Source organism: Paraburkholderia sp. BR10872 (genome assembly GCF_040965835.1).
Taxonomy (GTDB): Bacteria; Pseudomonadota; Gammaproteobacteria; order Burkholderiales; family Burkholderiaceae; genus Paraburkholderia; species Paraburkholderia nodosa_A.
The window spans coordinates 43,919-69,488 of record NZ_JBFRCN010000051.1 but is presented as its reverse complement, the minus strand read 5'-3'; the positions used below and the strand labels follow the sequence as shown (position 1 = coordinate 69,488).

Annotated in this window: 22 protein-coding genes; 14 read left to right on the top strand and 8 right to left on the bottom strand. The window is 64.7% G+C overall.

From position 1 onward, the window contains the following. The 5 genes from AB4Y43_RS31115 to hutG form a co-directional block, all read left to right on the top strand. Positions 1–125, top strand: a 125-nt coding sequence (locus tag AB4Y43_RS31115; RefSeq protein WP_343676248.1) for a hypothetical protein, incomplete at its 5' end; no start/stop codon positions are given. Then, positions 122–811 (top strand): HutD family protein, encoded by a 690-nt coding sequence (locus tag AB4Y43_RS31110; protein ID WP_342946304.1) that lies wholly within the window; start codon positions 122–124, stop codon positions 809–811. The genes AB4Y43_RS31115 and AB4Y43_RS31110, both read left to right, overlap by 4 nt. Next, complete coding sequence (hutI, locus tag AB4Y43_RS31105) at positions 811–2,043, top strand: imidazolonepropionase (protein ID WP_368729538.1); 1,233 nt, start codon at positions 811–813, stop codon at positions 2,041–2,043. Before AB4Y43_RS31110 ends, hutI begins: the two co-directional genes overlap by 1 nt. A 14-nt stretch (positions 2,044–2,057) precedes the next feature. After that, entirely contained in the window at positions 2,058–3,476 is a 1,419-nt protein-coding gene (locus tag AB4Y43_RS31100) for a formimidoylglutamate deiminase (protein ID WP_368685643.1), read from the top strand. Between the two features lie 31 nt (positions 3,477–3,507). Continuing rightward, positions 3,508–4,317, top strand: a complete 810-nt coding sequence (gene hutG / locus AB4Y43_RS31095; protein ID WP_342946301.1) for an N-formylglutamate deformylase — start codon at positions 3,508–3,510, stop codon at positions 4,315–4,317. Positions 4,318–4,391: 74 nt separating this feature from the next. On the opposite strand, the gene AB4Y43_RS31090 is transcribed toward hutG, so the two are convergent. The 5 genes from AB4Y43_RS31090 to AB4Y43_RS31070 all read right to left on the bottom strand — a co-directional run bounded on the left by AB4Y43_RS31090 (position 4,392) and on the right by AB4Y43_RS31070 (position 10,303). Next, positions 4,392–5,450 (bottom strand): porin, encoded by a 1,059-nt coding sequence (locus AB4Y43_RS31090; RefSeq protein ID WP_368729537.1) that lies wholly within the window; start codon positions 5,448–5,450, stop codon positions 4,392–4,394. A gap of 107 nt (positions 5,451–5,557) precedes the next feature. Beyond that, positions 5,558–6,985, bottom strand: a complete 1,428-nt coding sequence (locus AB4Y43_RS31085; protein ID WP_342946299.1) for a cytosine permease — start codon at positions 6,983–6,985, stop codon at positions 5,558–5,560. Between the two features lie 127 nt (positions 6,986–7,112). After that, the gene (locus tag AB4Y43_RS31080; RefSeq protein ID WP_368729540.1) at positions 7,113–8,675 is read right to left on the bottom strand and encodes a phospholipase D family protein; all 1,563 of its coding nucleotides are present in this window, start codon (positions 8,673–8,675) and stop codon (positions 7,113–7,115) included. Positions 8,676–8,880: 205 nt separating this feature from the next. Then, the gene (locus AB4Y43_RS31075) at positions 8,881–9,186 is read right to left on the bottom strand and encodes a hypothetical protein (RefSeq protein WP_069267167.1); all 306 of its coding nucleotides are present in this window, start codon (positions 9,184–9,186) and stop codon (positions 8,881–8,883) included. A 253-nt stretch (positions 9,187–9,439) separates the two neighbouring features. Next, entirely contained in the window at positions 9,440–10,303 is an 864-nt protein-coding gene (locus tag AB4Y43_RS31070) for a LysR family transcriptional regulator (protein WP_368729536.1), read from the bottom strand. 154 nt (positions 10,304–10,457) lie between these two features. Between AB4Y43_RS31070 and AB4Y43_RS31065 the strand changes: the two genes are divergently transcribed. The 3 genes from AB4Y43_RS31065 (at position 10,458) to AB4Y43_RS31055 (ending at position 13,982) form a co-directional block, all read left to right on the top strand. Further along, positions 10,458–12,095 (top strand): gamma-glutamyltransferase family protein, encoded by a 1,638-nt coding sequence (locus tag AB4Y43_RS31065; RefSeq protein WP_368685645.1) that lies wholly within the window; start codon positions 10,458–10,460, stop codon positions 12,093–12,095. Between the two features lie 99 nt (positions 12,096–12,194). Continuing rightward, positions 12,195–13,523, top strand: coding sequence for an MFS transporter (locus AB4Y43_RS31060; protein ID WP_368729535.1), 1,329 nt, complete (start codon positions 12,195–12,197; stop codon positions 13,521–13,523). Between the two features lie 210 nt (positions 13,524–13,733). Further along, entirely contained in the window at positions 13,734–13,982 is a 249-nt protein-coding gene (locus AB4Y43_RS31055; protein ID WP_069267164.1) for a hypothetical protein, read from the top strand. Positions 13,983–14,027: 45 nt separating this feature from the next. On the opposite strand, the gene AB4Y43_RS31050 is transcribed toward AB4Y43_RS31055, so the two are convergent. Further along, the gene (locus AB4Y43_RS31050; RefSeq protein ID WP_368729534.1) at positions 14,028–14,987 is read right to left on the bottom strand and encodes a D-2-hydroxyacid dehydrogenase; all 960 of its coding nucleotides are present in this window, start codon (positions 14,985–14,987) and stop codon (positions 14,028–14,030) included. A gap of 495 nt (positions 14,988–15,482) precedes the next feature. Here AB4Y43_RS31050 and AB4Y43_RS31045 point away from each other — a divergent pair, with 495 nt between their 5' ends. The 4 genes from AB4Y43_RS31045 to AB4Y43_RS31030 all read left to right on the top strand — a co-directional run bounded on the left by AB4Y43_RS31045 (position 15,483) and on the right by AB4Y43_RS31030 (position 19,163). Continuing rightward, on the top strand, positions 15,483–16,673 hold the full coding sequence (locus AB4Y43_RS31045; protein WP_368729533.1) for a CaiB/BaiF CoA transferase family protein: 1,191 nt from the start codon (positions 15,483–15,485) through the stop codon (positions 16,671–16,673). Positions 16,674–16,688: 15 nt separating this feature from the next. Further along, a complete protein-coding gene (locus AB4Y43_RS31040) occupies positions 16,689–17,666 on the top strand; it encodes a hydroxymethylglutaryl-CoA lyase (protein ID WP_342946294.1) in 978 nt (325 codons plus the stop codon). Between the two features lie 13 nt (positions 17,667–17,679). Then, a complete protein-coding gene (locus AB4Y43_RS31035) occupies positions 17,680–18,072 on the top strand; it encodes a VOC family protein (protein WP_368729532.1) in 393 nt (130 codons plus the stop codon). A gap of 185 nt (positions 18,073–18,257) precedes the next feature. Then, entirely contained in the window at positions 18,258–19,163 is a 906-nt protein-coding gene (locus AB4Y43_RS31030) for a LysR family transcriptional regulator (RefSeq protein WP_368729531.1), read from the top strand. Positions 19,164–19,232: 69 nt separating this feature from the next. Here the strand turns inward: AB4Y43_RS31030 and AB4Y43_RS31025 are convergent, their stop codons facing one another. Both AB4Y43_RS31025 and AB4Y43_RS31020 read right to left on the bottom strand, forming a co-directional pair. After that, positions 19,233–20,678, bottom strand: coding sequence for an MFS transporter (locus AB4Y43_RS31025; RefSeq protein ID WP_368729530.1), 1,446 nt, complete (start codon positions 20,676–20,678; stop codon positions 19,233–19,235). A gap of 243 nt (positions 20,679–20,921) precedes the next feature. Continuing rightward, positions 20,922–21,773 (bottom strand): hypothetical protein, encoded by an 852-nt coding sequence (locus AB4Y43_RS31020; RefSeq protein WP_368729529.1) that lies wholly within the window; start codon positions 21,771–21,773, stop codon positions 20,922–20,924. Between the two features lie 512 nt (positions 21,774–22,285). Here AB4Y43_RS31020 and AB4Y43_RS31015 point away from each other — a divergent pair. Together AB4Y43_RS31015 and AB4Y43_RS31010 are read left to right on the top strand one after the other, a co-directional pair. After that, entirely contained in the window at positions 22,286–23,854 is a 1,569-nt protein-coding gene (locus AB4Y43_RS31015) for a multicopper oxidase domain-containing protein (RefSeq protein ID WP_069267156.1), read from the top strand. A gap of 180 nt (positions 23,855–24,034) precedes the next feature. Beyond that, entirely contained in the window at positions 24,035–25,555 is a 1,521-nt protein-coding gene (locus tag AB4Y43_RS31010) for a multicopper oxidase domain-containing protein (RefSeq protein WP_368729539.1), read from the top strand. Positions 25,556–25,570 lie beyond the last annotated feature (15 nt).

Sequence of the window (25,570 nt, the reverse complement as noted above, 5' to 3'; positions counted from 1 at the left end):
GTCTGGGCCGCGTGCTGCTCAACGATCCGGCCACGGGCGTGATGCGCCACGCGGATGCCGGCTACGAACTCGCGCAGCAGACCGCGCGCGAGGCAGGCCTCAAGCTGCCGATGCTCGGCCGATGAGCGGCGCGAAAGCGATAGGGGGCGCGGTGCAGGCTGCCAGGCTCACGCTGCTGCGTGGCGCGGCGCTCGTGGCGTCGCCGTGGAAGAACGGCGGCGGCGTCACGCGCGAAATCGCGGTGGCGCACGTGGCATCGCGTGCCGACGCGTCACTGGACGCGTTCGCGTGGCGCGTGAGCGTGGCCGATGTCGCGCAGGCGGGGCCGTTCTCGCGCTTCGAGGGCGTCGATCGGACGCTGGTGCTGCTCGACGGCGCGGGCATGCTGCTCGACGAAGCGGGGCGTACGCATGTGCTCACGCAGCCCCTCGACGTCGCGCATTTCGCGGGAGAAGCCGCGATCGACGCGCGCCTCGTGAACGGCGCCACGCGCGACTTCAACCTGATGGTGCGCCGCGATGCGGCGCGCGGCACGCTCGAAGTGTGGCGCGCAAACGAGCGGCGCAGCATGCATGCGCAAACGGTATTGCTCTACTGCGCGCAAGGCGGGCAGGATGTGCGCGTGGATAACGAACGTCACGTGCGCCTCGAAGCGGGTGACACGCTGCGCATCGATACGCTCGATGCGCAACGCTCCTTGAACATCGACACGCGCGGCGCGGGCGCCTTGCTCGCCGTTGCGCTAGATGTGCTGCAAGAGCCGCCGCAAGACACTACGGAAACGGCATCGCGCGATGCTGTGCATACCTGATGAAACGCACACTCTGGCAAAACCTCAACCTGTGCCCGCATGGCGATCCGGGCCACGTCGTCGAGAACGCGGCGATTGCTGTGGAAGACGGCAAGATCGCGTGGCTCGGCGCCGCTGCCGAATTGCCCGCGCCATTCACCGATTGGCCGTGCGAAGACCTGGGCGGCGCCTGGGTCACGCCAGGCCTCGTGGATTGCCACACACACCTCGTCTATGGCGGACAGCGCGCCGATGAATTCGCGCAGCGCCTTGCGGGCGTGAGCTACGAAGAAATCGCGCGGCAGGGCGGCGGCATCGTCTCGACGGTGCGCGCCACGCGCGCGGCCGACGAAGCCGCGCTGTTCGCGCAGTCGGCAACGCGTCTCGAAGCGTTGCTCGCCGAAGGCGTAACGGCAGTCGAAATCAAATCGGGCTATGGCCTCGATCTGGCGAGCGAGCGCAAGATGCTGCGCGTCGCGCGTCAGCTTGGCGAGCGTTATCCGGTCACGGTGCGGACGACGTTTCTCGGCGCACATGCGTTGCCGCCCGAGTTCGCCGGCCGTGCCGACGACTATATCGACGAAGTGTGCGAACGTATGCTTCCTGCGCTGGCCGACGAGGGGCTCGTGGACGCTGTCGATGTGTTCTGCGAACGAATCGGCTTTTCGCTCGCGCAGAGCGAGCGCGTGTTCGAGGCGGCCGCGCGGCACAAGCTCGCGGTCAAGATGCACGCCGAGCAGCTTTCCAATAGCGGCGGCGCAGCGCTCGCGGCGCGTTACGACGCGTTGTCCGCCGACCATCTCGAGTTTCTCGACGAAGCGGGCGTCGCCGCCATGAAGCAGGCGGGCACGGTGGCGGTGCTGCTGCCGGGCGCGTACTACTTCATCCGCGAAACGCAGCTGCCGCCGCTCGACTTGCTGCGGCGCTACGAGGTGCCGATCGCCATTTCGACCGACAGCAATCCGGGCACGTCGCCCGCCACTTCGCTGCTGCTCATGATGAACATGGCGACCACGCTGTTTCGCATGACCGTGCCCGAGGTGTTGCAGAGCGTGACGCGGCATGCCGCGCAGGCTTTCGGCGACGCAGAGCGTCATGGCACGCTCACGGCTGGCCGTCCCGCAGACTTTGCCGTTTGGTCGGTGCAGTCACTCGCGGAGCTGGCTTACTGGATTGGCCGTCCGCTCTGCGCGCGCGTGGTGCGCGGCGGCGAGACCGTCTTTGAGCGTCGCGCATTTGAGCGTCGCGTTTGAGCGCAATTTTCCGCATGAATCACACCATCGAAACGAATCCGACTTCGCGCGCGCTCTTCGCCGAGTACGCTTACTTGACTGACGGCTGGCGCCGCAACGTGCTGCTCGAATGGGACGCCGCGGGAACGCTGCGCAACGTGACGCCCGATCTGGCGCAAGCGCCTGAAGGCGTCGCGCGTGCGTCGGGCCCGATCACGCCTGGCATGCCTAACCTTCATTCGCATGCGTTTCAGCGCGCCATGGCGGGCCTCACCGAATATCGCGCGAACCCCACCGACAGCTTCTGGAGCTGGCGCGACCTCATGTACCGCTTCGCGGCGCGCATCACACCCGACGATCTCGGGGCGATTGCGCGCTGGCTGTATGTCGAGATGTTGAAGGCGGGCTACACCTCTGTTTGCGAATTCCACTACGTGCATCACGGCAAGGATGGCCAGCGGTATGCGAGCCCCGCCGAACTGGCGCAACGCGTGGTGGACGCAGCGAACGTGACCGGCATCGGCATGACGATGCTGCCCGTGCTCTATCAATACAGCGGCTTCGGCGCGCAAGCGCCGCGCGACGATCAGCGGCGCTTCATCAACACGCCGGAACAGTTGCTCGGCATCGTCGAAGCGCTGCGTGCGTGGCAGCCCGAGCACGGCGCGTTGCGCTACGGCGTCGCGCCCCATTCGCTGCGCGCCGTCTCGCACGACTCCTTGCGCGCGCTGCTGGAAGGCCTGGATCGAGCGCTTCCCGGTGCACCGGTGCATATTCACATCGCCGAACAAACGGCCGAAGTCGAGGCATGCATGGCGATCGAAGGCGCGCGGCCGGTGCAATGGTTGCTCGACCGCTTCAACGTCAACTCGCGCTGGTGCCTCGTCCATGCCACGCATATCGATGCGAGGGAGACCGCCGCGCTTGCGCAGAGCGGTGCGATTGCGGGTCTGTGCCTCACGACCGAGGCGAATCTTGGCGACGGCATTTTCCCCACGCGCGAGTATCTCGATGCGGCCGGCGCGTTCGGCGTGGGCTCGGACAGTCACATCGGCGTGGACTGGCGCGCGGAGCTTCGCTTGCTCGAATACGGTCAGCGGCTCGCGCGGCGCGAGCGCAACGTGTTGGCCTCGACGCATCAGGCACAGGTTGCGGACCGCCTGTTCGACGCAGCGCTCGCCGGAGGCGCCAGTGCTACGGGGCGCAAGGTTGGCGCATTGAAGGAAGGCGCGCGCGCCGACTGGATCGTGCTCGACGCTCAACATCCGAACCTCGCCGAGCAAAAGCCGCTCACGTGGCTCTCGTCGGTCGTCTTTTGCGAACATGGCGAAACGCCCGTGCTCGACGTCTATACCGGTGGCGTCAAGGTCGTGGAAGCGCGCCGCCATCGCGACGAAGCCCGCCTTTACGCCGACTACCGCGCGGCGCTCGCCAGACTGCTGGCTGATGATTGAACGCAGGCGCCAATTCACGAGGCAACTTTCGATGACCGATATCTTTTCGCTGGAACGCGGCACCGCGCCGCTCATCATTTCGATCCCGCACCTGGGTACGCACATTCCGGCCGCGATGCACGGCGAGTACACGGACGTGGCGCTAACCGTCGCCGATACGGACTGGCATCTCGATCGCCTTTACGCGTTTGCGAAGGAGCTGGGCGCGACCGTGCTCGGCGCGCGCGTTTCGCGCTATGTGATCGACCTGAACCGCCCGCCGAACGACGAGAGCCTCTATCCCGGCCAGACCACCACGTCGCTGTGTCCGACCGAAACGTTTCGCGGCGAGCCGGTCTACCGCGACGGCTGCGTGCCCGACGCGCCTGAGCGCCAGCGCCGCGTGAAGACATTCTGGCAGCCGTATCACGACACGCTCGCCGCCGAACTCGAGCGCCTGCGCGTGGCGCATGCGAATGTGCTGCTGTGGGAAGCGCATTCGATCGCGAGCGTTCTGCCGCGTCTGTTCGACGACAAGCTGCCCGACCTGAACATCGGCACCCAGGACGGCCGCACGGTGAACCCAGCGGTGCAGGCGCGCGCGGAACGCGCGGCGGCGGCAAGCGGCTATTCGTGGATCGCGAACGGACGTTTCAAGGGCGGCTACATCACGCGCCATTTCGGCGCGCCGCAGGACGGCGTGCATGCGATCCAGCTGGAGATGTGCCAGTCGGTTTACATGAACGAAACGGCGCCGTTCGACTACGTTCCCGCTCTCGCTGGGAAAGTCCAGCCGGTGCTGCGCGAAATGGTGGGCGGCGCGCTTGCGGAAATCGAGGCGATGAACGCCGCTGCGGCCTGAGCATTCCCGACGGCCGTCCAGGCTGGGCGTGGGCACAACGGCTCTCGATCGACGATCGAGAGCCGTTGTTGCGTTTAGAAGCGGTGAACGATGCCGATCTGCACGCCACGCGCGTCCGCGCCGGGGTAGGTGAGCGGCAGGCCCGGATTCGCCGCGCCGGCGAGCGTGTAACTTGCCTGGTTACGGTTGCGCAAGAACGAAAGTGCGCCGTAGAAGTTCGTGGTTTTCGACAGGTCGTATTCGTACATCAAACCGATCTGATCGGCATTGTCCCCTTGCGACGTCCGATCGTGCAGGGTGGCGTAGCCGAGCGACACGGCATTGTTCACGTTGAACTGATACTTCGCGGAAAGGCCCACGGTATAGGCGTTCAGCGCCAGGTCGGGCCATTTCATGTCCGAATAGCCGCCGAAGATCGTGACGCGCCCGATCGCGTACGAGGCGCCCGCCATGATCGTGCGGTCTGTTGCGCTACCCTCGCTGTTTTTGAGCCACTGTCCCGCCACGAACGTGGCGAATGGGCCGTGCGCATAGGTCACGTCGAACTGTTGACTCGAGCCCGCGGAGCGCAGGCCGCCTGCGTCGCCGAAGCCCACGTAGATGCCGGCCTGAAGGCCCGCGAACTCCGGCGTGACATAGGAGACGGTGTTGCTCGTTCGGAACGTGAACACCGTGAGGTTGTCCATGGCCGAAGCCTGTGTCACGCCGCCAAAAGCGTCCTGGCCGCCTTGATCGTTGAAGAGCGGCGAATTTTGCCGGCCCACGCGCAACTGGCCCCAGCCGCCCGAGAGGCCGACCCATGCCTGGCGATCGAACAGCGAGCCCTTGGTGGCCAGCGTGCCGTCCGTGGGGTTGAAGCCGTTTTCGAGGGCGAACGACAGCGTCTGCCCGCCGCCCAGGTCTTCCTTGCCTTTGAGGCCGAAGCGGCTGCCCCATTGACCGCTCGAACCGAGCGCGGCCGTGTAGCCATTGCCGGTGTTGACGTATTGGGCGAATTCGTCGATGAGCCCATAGAGCGTCACGCCGTCCTGGGCAAGCGCGTTGTGCGCGAAGAGGCCGAGTGCGGTGGCGCAAAGTGAGTTTCTCGTGGCGCGAGCGGAAGGGCGAACAGCTGTAGCGGGGTGCTTTTTCATTATCAGTACAACTATTTTTCGGAGGAATGAAACGAACGCGCGGGTGGTGAGGCCCGCGCGAATGGGAACTATGTGGATCAGCGAAGCGGCGCGCTGCGCCGCACGGGTCAATCCTGCTCGACCGGCAGGATCAGGCGTTCCGGAATGACCGGCGGCGTGAGGCGCATGGCGGCGTAGTAGAGCACGCCCGGCACGATCAGGCCGAGAATCCACGAGATGTCCGTGCCGCCGAGTGCGTCGACGAAGGGGCCCGTATAGAAGCTCGTCGAGATGAACGGCATTTGCACCAGCACGCCGAGCACGTAGATGCCAATGGCCTTGGCGTTCCAGCGGCCGTAGCGGCCATCGGGATTCGAGAGCGCCGGCACGTCGTAGCGCGAGCGCGTGAAGCAGTAGAAGTCCACCAGGTTGATCGCGCTCCACGGTGTGAAGAACGCCAGCAGAAACAGGATGAACGCCGTGAATTCCTTGAGGAACGAGTGGCGCCCCGCAAGCGCGACGAGCGTCGAGATGCCCACCATGCCGATGATGTAGAGGAAGCGGTGGCGCGTGGAAATCGCGCGCTTCGCGCGAAACGCGCTCACGATCGTCGCCATCGACATGAAGCTGCCGTAGGCGTTGAGCGTGGTGACGGTGAGCTTGCCGAACGCAATGCTGAAGTAGAGCATCGCGGCGACCGCGCCGCTCGCGCCGAGGCTCACGATATACGCCACCTCATGGTGCGCGAACGCGTGGCCCGCGAGCGCGGCCGCAAACACGCCGAACACCATCGCTGCCTGCGCGCCGACCACCGAGCCGAGCCCGACGGCGAGGAACGTGCGCACGGGCGAAGTCGAGCGCGGCAGGTAGCGCGAATAGTCGGCAACATAGGGGCCGAATGCGATCTGCCACGAAGCCGAAAGCGACATGGAAAGCAGGAAGCTCGCGATCGAAAAATGGCGATTGGCCAACAGCGCGCCGATATCGTGGTGCGCAAAGAGCTGCGCGAACATGAACACGAACGCGAGCACGCCGATCACGCTGGCAATGCGGCCGACGAAGTGAATCGAGCGATAGCCGAGCAGCGTCAGCACGACGATGAGTGCCGCGAAGAGGCAGATGCCCGCGGTATCGGAAACGTCGAGTAGTTGCGCCGTGGCCTGGCCGGCAAGCACCGTGCCGCTCGCGGAAAAGCCGACGTACATGATGCAGACGAGCACGATTGGAATGGCCGCGCCGTAGACGCCGAACTGCACGCGGCTGGAGATCATCTGCGGCAGGCCGAGCTGCGGGCCTTGCGCGCCGTGCAGCGCCATGACCGTGCCGCCTATGAGTTGGCCAGCCAATAGCGCGATGAGCGACCAGAAGACGTCTCCGCCAAGCACGACGGCGAGCGCGCCGGTAATGATCGCGGTGACCTGCAGGTTCGCGGAAAGCCAGAGCGTGAACTGGCTGAACAGGCTGCCGTGGCGCTCAGAATCGGGGATGTAGTCGATCGAACGCGTTTCCAGGATCTTGCGGCCATCGGTTTCGAGGTTGGCGACGGATTCAGGCATGGCCACGGACGGCTCCGAACATTGGGGTGAGTGCAGGGCGTCCGCGAGCCGCGGACGATGGGAATGTCCGCATGATGTTGTATAGACAACTTAGGAGAAATTGGGGATTACCCTGTCGATGCGTGGCTTACAAAAGCCACTCGATAGGCAGGGTGGAGAAGAACCAGACGCTCAGGCGCTGGTTCCATGTGGTGTTCGGCTCGGTGTCGTAGCGGATGACCGTGTCATCGGAAAGGCGCGTCCAGTAGAGCTTGCCGTTCTCGTCGAGGTGCGCCTGATACGCGAGCTGCGGCACGCGCGTCCAGAACGCTTTTTCGATCTGGGTGGCGAGCACGGGGCTGTCGATCACGAGCCCGAGTTCGGTGTTGAGGTTGGCTGAGCGCGGGTCGAAATTCACCGAGCCGACGAAGACGCGCTCTGCATCCACGGCGAAGGTCTTGGCGTGCAGGCTCGAGCCCGTGCTGCCGAACGGGCCACTGCCTGCGCCTTTGCCCGCGGCTTTGTCTGAACCCTTGCTCGTGCCCGCCGCGCGCCGCAGTTCGAACAGCTCCACGCCGCCTTTGAGCAGCGCCACGCGGCGCCGCGCGTAGCCGGAATGGACGGCGGACACATCGGTGGCTTCGAGCGAGTTCGTCAGTACTCGCACGGTCACGCCCTGGGCGGCGAGCTGGGTGAAGTATTGCGTGCCCACCTCGCCCGGCACGAAGTACGGCGAAACCAGATCGAGTTCGCGGTGCGGATCGCCGACGATCTCGTGGAGCTGGCTGAGGATGAGCGTCTCCTTGGGCGCCGTGCCCAGCGCTTTGGCCGGATCGTCGCTGACCAGCTGCGTCTTCGCCCATTCGAGCGGCAGCGTGCCGTCCAGCAGACGGCGCACGTCGGTGGTCTTGCGCAATGATTCGATGTATTCCGCCGCGGCCGGATCGGTGCGCGCGGCAAGCGCATCGCGATCGAGTGTAGCGAGTGCATCGGGCGCCACGTAGGGCAGGATTTGGGACGCGGGGAATGACGAAGCGCTGGCCCAGTAGCGGTCGAAGTCGTTCGCGACATCGGTGGCGGCGGGGCCGATGGCGAGCACGTCGAGGTCGGCGAATACGACGCCGTCGGTCGCGCCAAAATATTCGTCGCCGATATTGCGGCCGCCAAGGATGGTCGCCACGCCGTCAGCCGTGAGCGACTTGTTGTGCATGCGCCGGTTCAGCCGCGAGAAGTCGGTGATAAAGCCGATGGCTTTGGGTTTGCGCGTGACGAACGGGTTGAACAGCCGAACCTCGATGTTGGGATGCCCATTGAGCGCCGCGAGCGTGGGGTCGAGGGAGGACGGAATGCCGTTGTCGTCGAGCAGCAGGCGCACGCGCACGCCGCGGTCGGCGGCTTCGCGCAGTTCTTCGAGCAGCAGCGTACCCGTGAGATCGTTGCGCCAGATGTAGTACTGGATGTCCAGCGTACGCTGGGCATTGCGCACGAGCGCCACGCGCGAGGCGAACGCGTCGAGCGGGTTCGCGAGCGGGTCGATGCCGGTGGAGTCGGGATGGGTGGCGAGTTCGGCCGCTACGGCTTTGCCAAGTTGAGTCGATCGCGCTTCGGCTGACGTGAGCGCAGTCGTTTGCGTGCGCTCGCCGATAGGAGGTAACTGCTGACACGCGGCAAGACATGTGGCGAGCGCGAATGCGCACAGCGGCAACGCCATGGCGCGCAGTTTTCGCAACCCGTTTGCAGTCAGCGCGATGAGCGATCTTTGCATGGAGCGTCCGCTTTTCCGTGTCGATCCCGCTTCGAGGCGCGAAGCGCGGGGCTTCGCGAGTGAGCGTGCAACGACGTTAGCTTACGCGATTGGCGTGGCGGGCACCACGACGGGCGTACAGCCCAGGAGCGAACGCGTGGGTGTTGCGAGCTTAGTGCGCGTCGAGCGCCGCTTGCGCGCGGGCGCGGGAGTCTTGCGCCGACTGGTTGCGCTCGGCCCGGGCGTCACGTGCTTCCTGCTTGAAGGTCTGGCGCGCTTCCGCCGTGCGGGCGCGCTGTTGCCGGTTGGCCTCGCGAACTTCCATGCGCTTCTGAACGATCGGGTCGTTATGCGTCACCGTGGTGGCGGGCTGGCCTTCCTGGCTTGCCGGTGCGGGGGTCTGTGCAAACACCTGGCCCGCAAACAGGGCGCTGGCCACGATGGCGACGACGGCAACGGTGCGAGTTCTGATTTTCATGAGTTTCTCTCCGGAAAATAAGTTTGGGTTGCTAATTAATTCTCGTGCTCGGGTAAAGCCGAGAGCGGGGTCTGTCGAGCGATCAGAGGCGGGTGGCCTCGTCCGCTCTTGTCTTCTGAGCTTTCATTTTACTTTCTAGTTGAGGCAGGTCAACCCGAGAGAGGCTCTAGCGAAATGGCCGTGCGGCCGCAATGCGCCTATTCATAGGCCATTGAGGAATTCGCATGACAGATGGTCGCAGTTGCGCGTTCTGTCACCGACGCAGCATGTCTGCAATCGTTTGTGTGAGCAACGTCTGCTTGTGTGCTTTCCGGTGAATCATCCCCACCGTGCGGATGAGTGGCCGCCCAGGCAGCGGCACGAGTCGCAGATTCGGATCGCTCTGCCATTTGCCGCCTTGCAGGACGGGCAGCACACTCACGCCCACGTCGTTGCGCACCAGCGAGACGATCGTTTCGATCGAGTTCAGCTCCAGGTATTCGAGCGGTTCGATGCCTAGCTCGCGCAGGGCGCGGTCGATCACGCCGCCCGTCGGCACGCGCCGGTCGAAGCGCAGAAAGCTGCGCTCGCGCAGGATGCGTCGCGCATCGTCGCCGGGCGTCGCGCAGCTCGTCACGAGCATGAGGGGCTCTTCGTAGAGCGGCGTCCAGGCGAGCGACTCGTGAAGCGAACCGTCTGCACTGCCAACTACGACGGCGAGGTCCACGTCGCCGTCTTCCACCATGCGCGCCAGTTCGTTCGAGCGCGCCGAGGTGAGGCGCACTTCGAGTTCCGGGTGGCCCGTTTTCAGATGCGCGACGGCCAGCGAAAGCGCGCCGATCACCGACACCACCGCGCCGATGATGATCGAGCCGCGCATCGTGTCGCCCGCGCTGGCGGGCAACTCGTCGATCAGCGCGAGAATGTGATCGACCTTCGCGCAGATCTCGCGGCCTTCGCGCGTGAGCGCGACCTGGCGCGCGCGGCGGTCGAAGATCTGCCGGCCGAGCGCCTCTTCGAGCCCGCGCATTTGCAGGCTCACGGCCGCCTGGGTGAGCGCCGATTTTTCTGCCGCCGTGGCGAACGACCCGCTGCGTGCGACGGCCTGCAAGGTGCGGAGCATGCGTAGGGTTAGCATGTAAATAAAACTTAAGTGTCGACAATAAAATATTAATATTTTTTCGCTTGATCCTTCAAGATAATCGACAGATCGGCGTGAGCCGTGCGCGCCGCAATTGAGTGCGGCCGTGCGCGTGCCGCTGCTTTCGTTCATTACCGGAATCCGGACTTCCATGACGCGCTTCAACTGGCAAAACCCCTATCCGACGCCGCGCCTGCCGGTGTTCGCCCGCAATATCGTTTCGACATCGCATCCGCTTGCCGCGCAGGCCGGGCTGCGCATGCTCTGGAAAGGCGGAAATGCCGTCGACGCCGCCATCGCCGCCGCGGCCGCCATCACCGTGGTCGAGCCGGTATCGAACGGCCTGGGCAGCGATTGCTTTGCGCTCGTGTGGGATGGCGCGAAGCTGCACGGCCTGAACGCGTCGGGCAACGCGCCGGCGGCGTGGAGCGTCGACTATTTCCGCCGCAAATACGGCGAGGAAAACGGTCTCGCGAAGCAGCCCAAACGCGGCTGGGACACGGTGACCGTGCCTGGCGTGATCGCGGGCTGGGAAGCGCTGCATGCGAAGTTCGGCAAGCTGCCATTCGCGGACCTGATGGAACCGGCCATCGAGATCGCGGAGCGCGGCCATGCGGTAGCGACTATCGTCACGCGCAAGTGGCAGGCGGCGATTCCCGAGCTGCACAATCAGCCGGGCTTTGCCGAAACGTTCATGCCGCGCGGCCGCGCACCCGAAGTGAGCGAGCGCGTGTGCTTCCCCGGCCACGCCGCCACGCTGCGGCGTCTTGCGGAACGCGGTCCGCGCGACTACTACGAGGGCGAGCTCGCCGAGCGCATCGCCGCGTTTGCGCGCGAAGGCGGCGCGGCGCTCACGCTGGACGACCTGCGCAACTATCGCCCGGAATGGGTCGAGCCGATCGGCAAGAACTATCGCGGCTACACGGTCCACGAGATTCCGCCGAACGGACAGGGCATCGCCGCGCTGATCGCGCTCGGCATTCTCGAGCAGTTCGACATGGGCTCGCTCGCGCTCGACAGTCTCGAATCGCAGCATCTGCAGATCGAGGCCATGAAGCTCGCGTTCGCCGACGTCTATCGCTACGTTGCCGATCCGCGTTCGATGGAAGTCACGCCCGAGCAGATGCTCGACGACGCCTATCTGAAAGCGCGCGCGAAGCTGATCGACCCGAAGCGCGCCACGCATTTCGATTTCGGCATGCCGCGTTCGGGCGGCACGATCTATCTCTCCGCCGTGGACGAGCGCGGCATGATGGTCAGCTTCATCCAGTCGAACTACATGGGCTTCGGTTCGGGCGTGGTCGTACCGGGCACGGGCATCGCGCTGCAGAACCGCGGCTGCGGCTTTTCGATGGACCCGGCATCGCCCAACGTCGTGGCAGGCGGCAAGCGCCCGTTTCACACCATCATTCCGGCGTTCCTCACGCAGCAGGTGGACGGCCGCCAGGAAGCGGTGATGAGCTTCGGCGTAATGGGCGGCGACATGCAGCCGCAAGGGCATTTGCAGTCGGTCGTGCGCATGCTCGACTACGGCCAGCAGCCGCAGGCCGCGTGCGATGCGCCGCGCTGGAAGGTCAACCGCGACTTCACGCTCGACATCGAATCGACCTTCAACCCGCAGACGGCGCGCGCGCTGCAAGGGCTCGGCCACGAGATCAAGGGCATCGACGATCCGTACATGGACTTCGGCTCGGGCCAGTTCATCTGGAAGCTCGATCGCAACGATCCCGAGCGCGGCTATGTGGCCGCGAGCGACACGCGCCGCGACGGACTCGCAGCGGGTTTCTAGGCGGCAAACCGGCAAGCAGTATTTGACGCGAGCGGGAATACCTCGCTCGCGGTTCACGACGATCAATGAGTAGACCAAATAAAAACGGAGGAGACTGACATGGAGACCGGTTCATCGGTAACGGGTGCGCCGCTCAGCCGCGGCATGGTGCGCCGCATCGTGTTCTCCTCGTCGATCGGCAATGCGCTGGAGTGGTTCGACTTTCTCGTGTACGGCTACTTCGCGCCGATCATCGCGAAGCAGTTCTTTCCCGTGCACGACGAATGGCTGTCCACGCTGCTGGCGGTCGGCACCTTCGGCATCTCTTTCCTCATGCGGCCGCTCGGCGCGATCGTGCTGGGCGTCTACGGCGACCGCAAGGGACGCAAGGCTGCGCTCACGCTCGCCATTGCGCTCATGATGGCGGGCACGCTCGCCATGGCCGTCATGCCGCCGTATGCGTCGATCGGCATCGCCGCGCCGCTCCTGATCCTGCTCGCCCGCCTCGTGCAGGGCTTTGCCGTAGGCGGTGAATTCGGCAGCGCGACGGCGTTCATGGTCGAACACAGCCCCTCGAAGCGCGGCTACTACGCGAGCTGGCAGTTCGCGAGCCAGGGCGCGGCCGCGATTCTCGCAGCGTCGTTCGGCGGCGTGCTCGCATGGTGGCTGCCGCCCGAGCAGTTGCAGGCGTGGGGCTGGCGCGTGCCGTTCTTCTTCGGGCTCGTGCTCGGGCCCGTGGGCTGGTACATTCGCTCGCATCTGGACGAGACGCCCGAATTCGTCGCGAACCAGCAAGCGCACAGCGAACAGGATGCGCGCGCAACGAGTGAGCCGGGGCTCGGGCGCCAGTGGGTGAACCTGGTGCTCGCGGTGGGTATCGTTGCGCAGTCCACCGTCGGCGTGTACATCCTCCAGCTCTACATGCCGATGTACGCGGTGAAGCAGCTCCACATGGCGGCGGCAACCTCGTTCGGCGTGGTCGTGCTCAACGGCGGCCTGCAGTTCGTGCTTTCGCCGGTGATGGGCGCGCTCTCGGACCGTATCGGCCGCATCCGCATCATGCTGACCACGTCGATCCTGCTCGCGGCGCTCACGTATCCCATGTTTGCGCTGCTGCAGCGATACCCCACGCTCGGCTGGCTGCTCGTGCTCCAGGGCGCGGCGGGCATCTTCAAGGCCGCCTATTCGGGCCCGATGCCAGCGCTGATGTCGGAGATCTTTCCCGTGCGCGTGCGCTCTGCGGGGCTTTCCATCGCGTATAGCCTTGGCGTGACGCTCTTCGGCGGCTTCGCGCCGACGATTGCCGAAGTGCTGATTCACGTGACGGGCGATACGCTCGCTCCCGCGTATTACGTCTCGCTTGCCGCCGTGATCTCGGGCGTTTCGCTCGCGATCGTCGGCTGGCGGACGATGCGGAAGGCTTCGATGCGCACCACGCTCGCGAGCTGAAATTCGGAAGTCCGAACTGACCCGATTGTTCTTGCGCCCGCAGAATCGCTCCTTAAAACAGGGCGTGAATGCGGGCGCGGTGTTTTTGCACGACTACTTCGCGACTTCGTGTGGGCCTCGCTGAAGCGTCACGAAAGTGGTGATATAGTCGCCCCCTCACCGCCGTCCGGCGGGGCGAGCATTACGTTTTGTCAGGTTTCGGGAGAGTATATGGCAGTCGAATATCGTGGCTTTCGAGTCACTGTCGATGCGAAAGCAGACGCGACGGACACGCAATGGCTGTGCCGCGCGGTTATGGAAGGTGTCGACGCACAGGTGGAAACGGCGAAGCTGCCTTCCGTGGAGCTTGCCATTCCCAAGCTGAAGATCGATGTGCTGATGGCGCTGAGCGTGGTCGAGCAAACGGCGAAGCAGGCCGTCGACGAATGGTGGCACGCCAGGCAGCCGGAAATGGCCTGATGTTTCAGGCGCGGGCAACCCCGCTGCGGTTGCCGCGCCTCGCGCTCAACGCGCACTGATCCGATTGCGCGGCTTGCCTTCGCAAAACGCCGCGATGTTTTCCACGAGTTGATCCGCAAGCGCCTGCATGGCTTCATCGCTCGCCCACGCAACGTGGGGTGTGAGGATGAACGCCGGATGCGAGACGATGGCCTGAAACGGGTGATCGGCAGGCAACGGTTCCTGCGTCACGACATCGAATCCCGCGCCTGAAATCGCTCCGCTTTGCAGGGCGTCCACCAACGCCGCTTCGTTCACGAGTCCCCCACGCGCCGTATTGATCAGCAAGGGCCGCCGCTTCATGCGCGCGAATGCCGTGGCGTCGATCAGATCCCGCGTTTCCACGGTGAGCGGACAATGCAGCGTAATGATGTCGCTTTCTTCTAGCAGCGCTTCGAGCGGCACGTAGCCCGCTTGCGCGTCGTTGCGCGTCTTGCGCGCGGCGAACAGCACGCGCAGGCCGAGCGCGCGTCCCATTTGCGCGACGGCCTGTCCCAGTGCGCCGTCCCCGATGACGCCGAGCGTCGAACCCGCGAGATTGCGGATCGGATAATCAAAGAAGCAGAACCGCCCCGATTCGAGCCAGCGCCCTGCGCGCACGGCATCGCGATACGCGGCCAGGCTGCGGCGCAGCGCAAATATCAATGCGAACGTATGTTCCGGCACGCTGTTGCCGGCGTAGTCACGCACGTTGCTCACGACGATGCCGCGCGTCGCGCAGGCGTGCAGATCCACGTTGTCTGTACCCGTGGCGGCGACGGCGACCATGCGCAGGCGGGTCGCGCCAGCCAGCGCTTCGGCGCTGATGCGCGCCTTGTTCGTGATGACGATGTCGGCGTGGCGAATGCGGGCGGCGACCTCTTCGGGCGCGGTGCGCTCGAAGGTTTCCAGGGTGTGGTCGAACGGCAGCGGACGCAGCCGCGTCTGGGGCGCGAGCGTCGCGCGATCGAGAAATACGACGTGCATGATGTCTGGCCTGAGCGAAAGAGGGGCAGTCCGCGATTGTCGCGCACCGGGTGCGCGGCTGGCTTGCTCGATCCGCCAACTGGGTTTCCGGTGAGGAAATGCGCAGCGACGCCGCGCCACAGGCCTTCGCTGCCTTTCCATTTGCTCAAGCCAGATTGAGCAAGCATCGATTATCAAAGGGTGCAGGCCGGTTCATCATGTCTCCCATAGTCAGTCGCAGACAGTCCGAAATAACCCCTTTCATGGGACCAGAGTCAGGAGCTTTGCATGGGATCAGAGTAAGGAGCTTTGCATGGGATCAGAGTAAGGAGCTTTGCATGGGATCAGAGTAAGGAGCTTTGCATGGGATCAGAGTAAGCGCTAAAGCGCTAACTCTGATCGACAGCTAAAGCGCTAACTCTGATCGACAGCTAAAGCGCTAACTCTGATCGACAGCTAAAGCGCTAACTCTGATCGACAGCTTTGCCCTGACTCTGGTCGACAGGAGACACAGCCATGCCACGACCACTCGAAGGCATCCGCGTTCTGGAGCTCGGACAGCTCATCGCGGGTCCGTTTGCTGGCCGCATGCTCGCCGAGTTCGGCGCGAGCGTCATCAAGGTGGAGCCGCCCGGCGTGGGCGATCCGTTGCGCAAGTGGCGCCTGCTGCACGACGGCACGTCGGTCTGGTGGGCCGCCCAGTCGCGCAACAAGGAATCCATCACGCTCGATCTGCGCACGCCCGAAGGGCAGGACGTGGTTCGCCGTCTCGTAGCGGAAACCGACGTGCTGATCGAAAACTTCCGCCCCGGCACGCTCGAAGGCTGGGGCCTCGGCTGGGACGAACTCAGCGCGATCAATCCCGGCCTCATCATGCTGCGCGTGTCGGGCTACGGGCAGACCGGCCCGTATCGCGACCGGCCCGGTTTCGGCGTGGTCGCCGAAGCGATGGGCGGCCTGCGTCACCTGAGCGGCGAGCCTGAGCGCACACCGGTGCGCGTCGGCATCTCGATCGGCGATTCGCTCTCTGCGCTACATGGCGTCATCGGCGTCCTGCTGGCGCTGCGGCATCGCGAGCAGCAGGGCGGACGGGGCCAGGTCGTCGACGTCGCGCTCTACGAGTCGGTCTTCAACATGATGGAAAGCCTGCTGCCCGAGTATTCGGTGTTCGGCGCCGTGCGCCAGCCGGCAGGCAGCAGCCTGCCCGGCATCGCGCCGAGCAACGCCTACCGCTGCAGCGACGGCAAGTACGCGCTGATCGCAGGTAATGGCGACAGCATCTATCGCCGCCTGATGGAACTGATCGGCCGCCCGGACCTGGGCAACGATCCGGCGCTCGCGCAGAACGACGGACGCGTCGCGCAGGTCGAGCGCATCGACGCCGCCATCGGCGAATGGACCGCGCGGCACACGCTCGACCAGGTGCTCGCGGCGCTCAACGAGGCGCGTATTCCAGCGGGCCGCATCTACGACATCGCAGACATCGCGGCCGATCCGCATTACCACGCCCGCGAGATGATCGTGGACGATACCTTGCCCGACGGCACGGCGGTGCAAGTGCCGGGCGTGGTGCCCAAACTGTGCGGCACACCCGGCACGATCGAGCGTAGCGCGCCGACGCTCGGCGAGCATACCGAAACGGTGCTGGAATCGATAGGCGTAGACGCCGCTACGCGCGAAACATGGCGCGCGCGCGGTGTGATCTGAACGGAGAGCGGCAAGATGACGACCGGAAATAAGGACAACTTCAAGGGCAAGGTGCTGTATCTGAACGAAGTCGCGACGCGCGACGGTTTCCAGAACGAAGCCGCCTTCATCGACACTGACGACAAGATCGCGCTGATCGACCGCCTGAGCGCCTGCGGCTACGCGAAGATCGAAGTGACCTCGTTCACGTCGCCCAAGGCGATTCCCGCACTGCGCGACGCCGAGGCGGTGATGCACGGCATCGAGCGCGTGCCGGGCGTCGTCTATACGGTGCTCGTGCCGAACGTGCGCGGAGCGGAGCGCGCGCTGTCGTGCAACGTCAATGAAGTGAATCTCGTGATGTCGGTGAGCGAGACTCACAATCGCACCAACCTGCGCATGACGCGCGAGCAGTCGTTCGCGCAGTTGCGCGACGTGATCGACGCTGTGCGCGGCACGGGCGTCGCGATCAATGTTTCGCTCTCCACAGCAATGGGCTGCCCGATGGAAGGCGACGTGCCCGTGCAGGACGTGCTCGGCTGGATGCAGCGTTTTGCCGAACTGGGCGTGCAGGGCGTGACGCTTTGCGATACCACCGGCATGGCGCATCCCGCGCAGGTACGGACGTTGTGCGAAAGCGCTGCGCAGGCGTTCGGCACACTCGAACTGACGCTGCACTTCCACAACACGCGCGGCATGGCGCTCGCCAACACGCTTGCGGCGCTCGATGCGGGCATCGTGCGCTTCGACGCTTCGCTTGGCGGTCTTGGCGGCTGTCCGTACGCGCCGGGTGCGAGCGGCAATGTGTGCACCGAAGAACTCGTGCACATGCTCGAACTCGACGGCTACGACACCGGCGTCGATCTCGCCGCCGTGCTCGACGCCGCCGCGCTGTTGCCCGGCCTGATCGGTCATGACGTGCCCAGCCAGATCCTGAAGGCCGGCCGCCGCCTCGACCTGCATCCTGTGCCTGAGCAGGCGCAAGGCATGCCCCCACAACGCGCGTACTCATGACAAGGAGCGAAGCATGGCGTTGATCGACCACCTCGACCATCTGGTGCTGACCTGCGTGGACCCTGAGGCCACGAAGCACTTCTATACGGAAGTCTTGCAGATGCAACTGGAGACCTTCGGTGCGGGGCGGCTCGCGTTTCGCTTCGGCAACCAGAAGATCAATCTGCATGTGCGTGGCGCGGAGTTCGAGCCCAAGGCGCATGTGCCGGTGCCGGGCGCGCTCGATCTGTGCTTCATCGCCGCGGTGCCGCTCGATTTGGTGATCGCGCATCTCGCCGGGAAGAACTGGCCGATCGTCGAAGGTCCGGTCGAGCGCACGGGTGCGACGCAGAAGATTCGCTCCGTTTATGTGCGTGACCCCGATCTGAACCTCATCGAAATTTCCGAGCCGATCCAGGCCGGTTGATCCCTCTCGCCAGTTTTTGCCGTCGAGCCGGGGGGCGCCGGTTGGGCGGCGAGCACGCCGGCCCGCATGGCCGGCACGCGTACGTGCATAGCAGCACGTCCGCCTCTCCATTCCCACATCTGCACTTCCTCCCGAGCCCGCGATGCAGGACAATCGTCTCTCGCGCCGGCTTTGCCCCATTCATCATGGTCAATCCACTTCACTTCGATCTGCAGTCGCTGCGGGTCTTTCTGCTCGTCACGGAACATGGCAGCCTCACCAAGGCCGCCGAGCACGGGCAGCTCACGCTTTCGGCCGTCAGCAAGCGCATTGCCGAACTCGAAAGCGTGACCGACTGCGCCTTGTTCATCCGTCGCGCGCGCGGCGTGGATCTGACGCCCGCGGGCCATGCGCTGCTGGAGCACGCCACGCGCGTGGTCGATCAGGTCAATCGCATGGCCACCGAAATGAGCGACTACGCCGCCGGCGTGCGCGGGCACGTGCGCATGTGGGCGAATACGTCGGCGATCGTGCAGTTTCTGCCCGTCGATCTCGCCTGCTTCCTGAATGAGCATCCAGGCATCAAGGTCAGTCTCGAAGAGCGGCTGAGCCACGAAATCGTCGAAGCGCTCGGCGCAGGCAAGGCCGACCTCGGCGTGTTCGCCGACAACGTGCCCGCACCCGGCATCGAGCGGCGCCTCTATCGCCGCGACGAACTCGTGTTGCTCGTGCCGCGCAGTCATCACTTTGCGCAACTCGAGGTGATCCGCTTCGCCGATACGCTCGACGAAGACTACGTGGGCCTGAGCGATGGCAGCTCGCTGCTCGCGCGCATGACGGACGCGGCATTCGCCGTCGAGCGATCGCTGAAGCTGCGCATCCAGGCCTCGAACTTCGACGGCGTGTTTCGCATGATCGAAGCAGGACTGGGCATCGGCGTGCTGCCGCGCGACGCGGTGAGCGACGAGCGCGGCAAAGCCGGCGTCGTCAAGGTGAAGCTGGCGGACACGTGGGCGACGCGCACGCTCTGGATCGGCATGAAGGCGGATAGCGCGCCAAGCACGGACATCGTGAGCCTGTTCGACTACATGTCGGCGCGCGCAGAGCAATGAAAAACGGGGCGGCCCCGCAAGACGCGGCAGCCGCCCCGATGACGCTGGGACGCTTGAGGTATCGGACGCTCAGACGGGATTGATCTCATCCTGGCTGCGCCGCGTGGTGAGGGGCCCGAACGCACGCAAGGTCACGGCAACGATGGCGAGCGCGGCGGAGATCACCCCGAACATCGCAATCGGCCCGTGCTGCGTGAGCACCGGCAACAGGATGAAGGGCAGGGCGCTGCTCATGATGCGCGAGAGCGAATAGGTGCTGCCGATCGCTGTCGAGCGCACGCTGGCGGGGAAAATCTCGGCCTGGTACACGTGGTAAGCGTTGCTGAACACATTCGATGCGCAGGTCGTCAGTACGCCGAAGCAAACGATCAGCGCGGCCTGCCCCGAGTACGCGAAACCAAGGCCAAAAATACCGATGGAGATCAGCGAGGCGATCACGAGCGTGCGGCGCTCGATCCAGTTGAGCAGCGGCACGGAGAGCAGCGAGCCGATCGGGTAGCCGAGGAACGAGAGGGCCACGAACAGCGTGCTGCCCGTCACGTCGATGCCGCGGCTCTTCACGACGACGCCTGCAAGCGTACCGAAGCCGTAGTAGCCGAAGGCCTGGAACATGTGAAACACGACGAGCATGACATAGCGCTTGTCATAGGGCGCGCGCCGCAGCAGGGCAATGCGTTCGGCGAGGCTCAGCGGATGCTGGCGCGTTTTCGGCTCGGCAAAGCGCTTCGGCATCGGCGCGCCGGCGCTTTGCGCGAAGCGGCCCAGCATCGCATAGGCCTCGTCGGCGCGGCCTTGCGCCAGCAGCCAGCGTGGGCTTTCCGGCAGGCGATGCTGCACGGCCAGCACGAACAGGGCGCCAAGGCTGCCGATGGCGAGGATGATGCGCCATCCCGCAATGCCGGCAGGATGGATCGGATTGAGCCAAACCGCGAGGAAACCGACCAGCGGCACCGCGACGTACGAGGTGGTATAGGCCCACGCGGCCATCCGGCCGCGTTTCTCCTTCGGCAGGATCTCCGAAAGGAAGCTATCGGCCACGGGATAGATCGCGCCGACGCCCACGCCGGTCAGAAAGCGGCAGACCACGAGCATGGTGGCGTCCACGGAGAACGCTGCGAGCAGCGAGAACGCGCTGTACCACACGAGCGTGAACAGAAAGGCGCGCCGGCGGCCGATGCGGTCGGCGAGACTGCCGAGGAAGAGCGAGCCGAAGAACATGCCGACGAAGGCCGAGGCCAGCAAGAGCTTGAACGCGAGGCTGTGCGCATCGAGTCCGTATTCGTTCTGCAGCGCGGCGCCGATCGAACTGACGAGGAAGATCTCGTACATGTCGAAGAAGAGGCCAATGCCGATCACCCACACCACGAAGCGGTGCAGCGCGCCCACGGGCATGTCGTCCATGAAGCTGCTGAGCGTGACGCCCTGGTGGCCTGGCAATGGGGCTTCCGCGGTGAGCGGGCGGCGTGGCGCTTCGCCCGGCGCGCTGCCGCCCAGGTCGAGGGGATGGCTGTTCATGCTGTCTCCGGTATTTTCGATGCCGCGTCACGAGCCGCGGTCGGGGCGCAAATCCGTACGAACGGTACGGAGAAGGCGTGATGGAAAGTGTGGGAGATTTTCGCGAGCGCGAAAATTGAGGAAGGGTGAAGCGTGCTTTCCCGCGGGGAAAGGCTTGGGCGGGGCGGCGCGTTATAGCCGCGCCGTTGCGCCCGAAATGCGTCTGGCTTTGCTTGCTTATGCGATCGCGAGGCAGATGCCGGTTCAGATCTGCAGCCGCTCGAGAACTTCAAGGAAGAGCAGCACGGCAATGAGGATGCCGATCCACCTTACCGTCAGTCTGAGGTTGAGGAGCGTCGGTCCCAGCGAGCTCACGGCTTCCGCGACGACCTTCGCCGCCCCCGCCGGGTCGCTGCTCGCCGCCGAGCCGCGCAATGAAGCCGTCGCAAAGTCGATGCGCAGATGGGTGACATAGCCAGTCGCTATGTTCGGCCATTCGACCGTGTCGTCCCCTTCATCGGGCCGCAGAAAGAGCCGGGGCTGGCGTGACGGCTCGGCCGCGGGATCTTCGGACGTATAGAGGTGTCGCATGGCCAGACCCAGCTCTACCGCGCCAAGCTGGCCGTCCGAGATCGCCTTCGCCAGCACCTGCAGGCAGGAAGGGGGAATGTGGCACGCGAGCCACCACCGATCGGGCTCTCCGGTCTCGTCATCGGCGGCATTGAAGCCCAGCCGGGCGGTGCCGAGCGCCACATCGGACATCGAGTTGCCCAGTTCGTCTTCCAGTGCGCGCAGGCCAAGCCGGTCGGCCGTGCTGACGTCGCGGGCTTCGAAGCTTACCTGAAGCACGCGCGTCGCCAGCTGCGGAAAGCCAATGATCGCAAGCTCCTGGCCGTCGAGATGCGCCACGCCGTGGAGCGACGTGGACAGAACCGGCTGCCGGTCCTGATCCAGCGGCTCGACGAGTTGCTGCGCCACCTGAAGCTGTTCCAGCTTCAACCACATCGACGTGGTGGGATAGTACGTCCGCTTCGCGCTTGCCAGCTCGACGAGTTCAAGAGCGTGATCGTTGCGTTCGACGAGATTCACCGCCGCTCTCTTTTCCAGAAAATCCATGTTTCCCCCCACGCCGCCAGGTCCCTCGCCGGCATGAGACCAGGAGGTGAGTGCCGTCCGTCTGACCGCGTGATCGAGAAGCGTCCGCGGTATTCGGGTTTGCGCGTGATGTGAATAGGGGGGATTGTACCCATCGGAAAGTTCGCCGCTATATGCCACAGGGCACATAAGAACGACATTTCAATCCTCAGATTGATTCGAAGAATCACGTCGATTCGAAATGAAAATGAAAGCCATGACGGTACACGAGCGTTCCCCTTGCAGACCGGAATCGAGGCATGACGCGCCGCTTGTGTTGGCCAGGACACACTCCATCGCCCGTCAGGACCACGGCCGCGCAACGCGATGGGTTTGCCCTACTGCAAGTGTAGGGAGGTAACCCATCGCAGGCTCCGCTGCCGATATCCAGAATCCACATACGGGTCAGTGTGACGAATGCATCAGCCCGCAACTGCAGTCGAGCGTGACGTTCAGCGCCTGACGCGCTGCTTGACCCCAAGGACGGAGGTCATATGTTCAGCATCCGCATGTGTCGCAATAGCGTGGCAGCCCTGCTATGCATGATGTTTGCGATCCCCTCATTTTCCCAATCGTTCATGGTTCAATGCCCGCCGACCACGCCGTCTCATCCGTCGGCGCTGCCCGCGGGCGCCGGCGAACCGCCGTACACGGGACCGTCCTTCACGGGCCAGACCTCGGCATCGACCGGTGTCGTCAACGGCGCCATCAAGTGCCAGCAGATCTCGGGTGGCGACGGCTATGCGACGATGGCCAACGGCGTGCAGACCTATCTGTTCGCGTTCGGGCCGTTGTCCGGTCTTGCCGACATCAAGGCCGGATTGCCCGGCACGCAGTTCGCCTCGGTGTTCAACACCGTCGGCGATCCGAGAACGGATCCGACCTACAACGGCGCGGTCGGTCTCACGCCCGATCCGGAATCGACGCCGCCTGGCCAGCTCACGGGCCATGTCGACCCGCGGCCGATCATGGACATCGGCGTGATGAACGGCAACGAGCCCGCGCCGATGATGGCGATCGACGAGGATGACGAGTTCTTCCTCACGCTCACGAACGTCGGCATGATCATGCGCCCCGACCTGTTCGAGAAGCACACGGTGCACTTTCACGGCTATCCGAATGCCTCCTCGTTCTACGACGGCGTGCCGGACGCCTCGGTCGCGATCAACATCGGCGCGAGCTTCACGTACTACTACCTCGCGCCGGATGCGGGCACCTACTTCTGGCACTGCCACATCACGCCCCCGGAGCACCTGCAGATGGGCATGGTCGGCCAGATCTTCGTGCGTCCGCGTCAGAACCGCGTGCCCGCGGGCAAGTCGCTGTATCAGTCGCTGGTGTTGCAGCAGCAGGATCTGCGCACGCGGTGCGGCACCGACATTCTCTGCACGACGCCGCTGCCGCCACAGAACGGCGTGCTGCACGTGAACAATTTGAGCGGGACGCCCACGCTCTACGCATACAACGACGGCGATGGCTCGACCGCCTATGACGTCGAGTATCCGGTGCAGATCCATGGCTTCGATCCGAACTTCCACTTCGTCGGCATGACGTTCAATCCGGAGCCCTTCACCGACATGAAAGACAAGTTCTTCATGCTGAATGGCCGCAGCTATCCGGACACCGTCAATCCGAATGCGCTTTCGACGCCCGCGTCGGACGGCGTGCCGCGCTTCTCGCAACCGCTGCCGTCGCTGATCAATATCCCTGTCGGCGGCAAGGTGCTGCTGCGCATCTCGGACCTCGACGTCACCGAATATCAGACGCTCGCCTCGCTCGGCATTCCGATGCACGTGGTCGCGCTCAATGCGCGGCTGCTGCGCGACATGGCCGGCAACGACATGACCTACTACACGAACTCGATCACGCTCGGCGGCGGGGAGTCGCTCGACCTGATCCTCGACGCCACCGACACGACGAAGTATCAGTCAGGGCAGGTCTTCTACCTGTACACGCCGAATCTGGACCATCTGGCGAACGACCAGGAAAACTTCGGTGGACTGATGACCGAGGTGCACATCTGCAGGTCGGTGGATCCGAAGACGAAGGTCTGCACGCTATGAGACGCATCATGCACGCGATAAAGACGGTTCATGGCTGCCCTGCCATGGACCCGGCCAGGAAGTCCTGCACTTAGGAGAAGAGCCGTGGGACACATCACTTACCGCATAGCGATCACGACCCTCGCGCGCCTCGGACGGCTTGCACGGTTCGGCGTGGCGGCGCTCGCGGCGCTCTTCTGCATGCAGGTGCATGCGGCCGCGCCTGGCATCACGGGCACGCATTTCGACCTGCGCGCCGAGGCGAGCCGCATCACCCAGCCGGACGGCAATAGCGTCTATTCATGGGGCTACGGCTGCAATACGGCGCCGGCCGGATTTTCGCCGCCCAACATTGCCGGTGCGAATTGCCCGACCATGCAGATTCCTGGTCCGACGCTGATCGTCAACCAGGGCGACATCGTCACGGTGACGCTCACCAACAATCTGCCGGCGGCGGCGGGCAACACGTCGATTCTCTTTCCCGGGTTTGACGTATGCATGGGGACGATCGACCCGACGACGAGGCTCTGCTCCGGCACGCCGACGGGCGTGCAGGGCCTGCTCACGCGCGAGGCGTCCCACACCGTCACGGTCACCTACAGCTTCATCGCCGCTACGCCGGGCACGCACGCGTACTACAGCGGCACGCAGGGCGATCTGCAGATCGAAATGGGCATGTATGGCGCGGTCATCGTCCTGCCGACGTCGTCGCCCGGTACGCTCGCCGTGCCGACCGGCTGCAACCCGATCCAGGGGACGCGCAAGCTGGTGGACGGCCAGCCCGACTTCCGCAATGCCGCGGCGGCCTACAACCACAGCGCAGCGTGCTACGACCGCGAGTATCTGTTTCAGTTCTCCGAAATGGATCCGCGCATTCATGCACAGGCGGAGCAACAGGCCAGCAACGCTTGCACGAGTCCGACCGGCTGCATGACGGTCGAGACGGAGCCGTATCATCCAGCGTACTTCATGGTCAACGGACGCTCGATGCCGGACGACATGGACCCGAACTACGCGGCGCAATATCCGAATCAGCCATACAACGGCAACCCGCACATGCACCCCGGCGAAATGGTGCTGCTGCGGATCATCGGCACGGGGCGCTGGCAGCACCCGTTCCATGAGCACGGCAATCACGTGCGCGTGCTCGCGCGCGACGGCAACATGCTGCTCGCCAGGTCCGACGCGACCAAGGTCGCCGGCCCGCTGCTGTTCACGACCACGACGACACCGGGCCTTGCGATGGACGGGATCTTCTACTGGACGGGCAAGGGGCTGAACTGGGACGTCTATGGGCACTATCCCGGCGACGGCAGCGTCTGTATCCCGGATGCAAACGGCTACTACACGCAGGATCCGACGGCACCGAACTATTACGAGTGGTGCGCGGACCACAACAAGGCGCTCGAAACCCATCCGTTCGGCAAGGTGGGAAGCGGCGGCCCGGTGACGCTGCCCGACTCGCACGTGCTGACCAACGGCTTCTGGTACGGCGGCAGCCCCTATCTCGGCCCCGATGCGACCATGCGCGCGACTTCGCCCACGGGCACGACGCCGCCAAGCGGCACGTCGGTGAATCCACCGCAAACGGAAGCCGGCTTTGCATTCATGTGGCACTCGCACAATGAACGTGAGATCACCACGAACAACATCTTCCCTGGCGGAATGATGATGATGATGCTCGTTGATCCGCAAGCATTCCTGATCGACGAATCGAACTAGAGGCGGGGAGAACGG

Bases quoted from the DNA above. Each gene is read 5' to 3' on its own strand.
- AB4Y43_RS31015 (WP_069267156.1), top strand. From the start codon at position 22,286: ATGTTCAGCATCCGCATGTGTCGCAATAGCGTGGCAGCCCTGCTATGC.
- AB4Y43_RS31070 (WP_368729536.1), bottom strand. From the start codon at position 10,303: ATGCTAACCCTACGCATGCTCCGCACCTTGCAGGCCGTCGCACGCAGC.
- AB4Y43_RS31080 (WP_368729540.1), bottom strand. From the start codon at position 8,675: ATGGCGTTGCCGCTGTGCGCATTCGCGCTCGCCACATGTCTTGCCGCG.
- AB4Y43_RS31020 (WP_368729529.1), bottom strand. From the start codon at position 21,773: ATGGATTTTCTGGAAAAGAGAGCGGCGGTGAATCTCGTCGAACGCAAC.
- AB4Y43_RS31025 (WP_368729530.1), bottom strand. From the start codon at position 20,678: ATGAACAGCCATCCCCTCGACCTGGGCGGCAGCGCGCCGGGCGAAGCG.
- AB4Y43_RS31065 (WP_368685645.1), top strand. From the start codon at position 10,458: ATGACGCGCTTCAACTGGCAAAACCCCTATCCGACGCCGCGCCTGCCG.
- AB4Y43_RS31040 (WP_342946294.1), top strand. From the start codon at position 16,689: ATGACGACCGGAAATAAGGACAACTTCAAGGGCAAGGTGCTGTATCTG.
- AB4Y43_RS31060 (WP_368729535.1), top strand. From the start codon at position 12,195: ATGGAGACCGGTTCATCGGTAACGGGTGCGCCGCTCAGCCGCGGCATG.
- AB4Y43_RS31090 (WP_368729537.1), bottom strand. From the start codon at position 5,450: ATGAAAAAGCACCCCGCTACAGCTGTTCGCCCTTCCGCTCGCGCCACG.
- AB4Y43_RS31035 (WP_368729532.1), top strand. From the start codon at position 17,680: ATGGCGTTGATCGACCACCTCGACCATCTGGTGCTGACCTGCGTGGAC.
- AB4Y43_RS31110 (WP_342946304.1), top strand. From the start codon at position 122: ATGAGCGGCGCGAAAGCGATAGGGGGCGCGGTGCAGGCTGCCAGGCTC.
- AB4Y43_RS31030 (WP_368729531.1), top strand. From the start codon at position 18,258: ATGGTCAATCCACTTCACTTCGATCTGCAGTCGCTGCGGGTCTTTCTG.
- AB4Y43_RS31045 (WP_368729533.1), top strand. From the start codon at position 15,483: ATGCCACGACCACTCGAAGGCATCCGCGTTCTGGAGCTCGGACAGCTC.
- AB4Y43_RS31085 (WP_342946299.1), bottom strand. From the start codon at position 6,985: ATGCCTGAATCCGTCGCCAACCTCGAAACCGATGGCCGCAAGATCCTG.
- AB4Y43_RS31055 (WP_069267164.1), top strand. From the start codon at position 13,734: ATGGCAGTCGAATATCGTGGCTTTCGAGTCACTGTCGATGCGAAAGCA.
- hutG (WP_342946301.1), top strand. From the start codon at position 3,508: ATGACCGATATCTTTTCGCTGGAACGCGGCACCGCGCCGCTCATCATT.
- AB4Y43_RS31050 (WP_368729534.1), bottom strand. From the start codon at position 14,987: ATGCACGTCGTATTTCTCGATCGCGCGACGCTCGCGCCCCAGACGCGG.
- AB4Y43_RS31075 (WP_069267167.1), bottom strand. From the start codon at position 9,186: ATGAAAATCAGAACTCGCACCGTTGCCGTCGTCGCCATCGTGGCCAGC.
- hutI (WP_368729538.1), top strand. From the start codon at position 811: ATGAAACGCACACTCTGGCAAAACCTCAACCTGTGCCCGCATGGCGAT.
- AB4Y43_RS31010 (WP_368729539.1), top strand. From the start codon at position 24,035: ATGCAGGTGCATGCGGCCGCGCCTGGCATCACGGGCACGCATTTCGAC.
- AB4Y43_RS31100 (WP_368685643.1), top strand. From the start codon at position 2,058: ATGAATCACACCATCGAAACGAATCCGACTTCGCGCGCGCTCTTCGCC.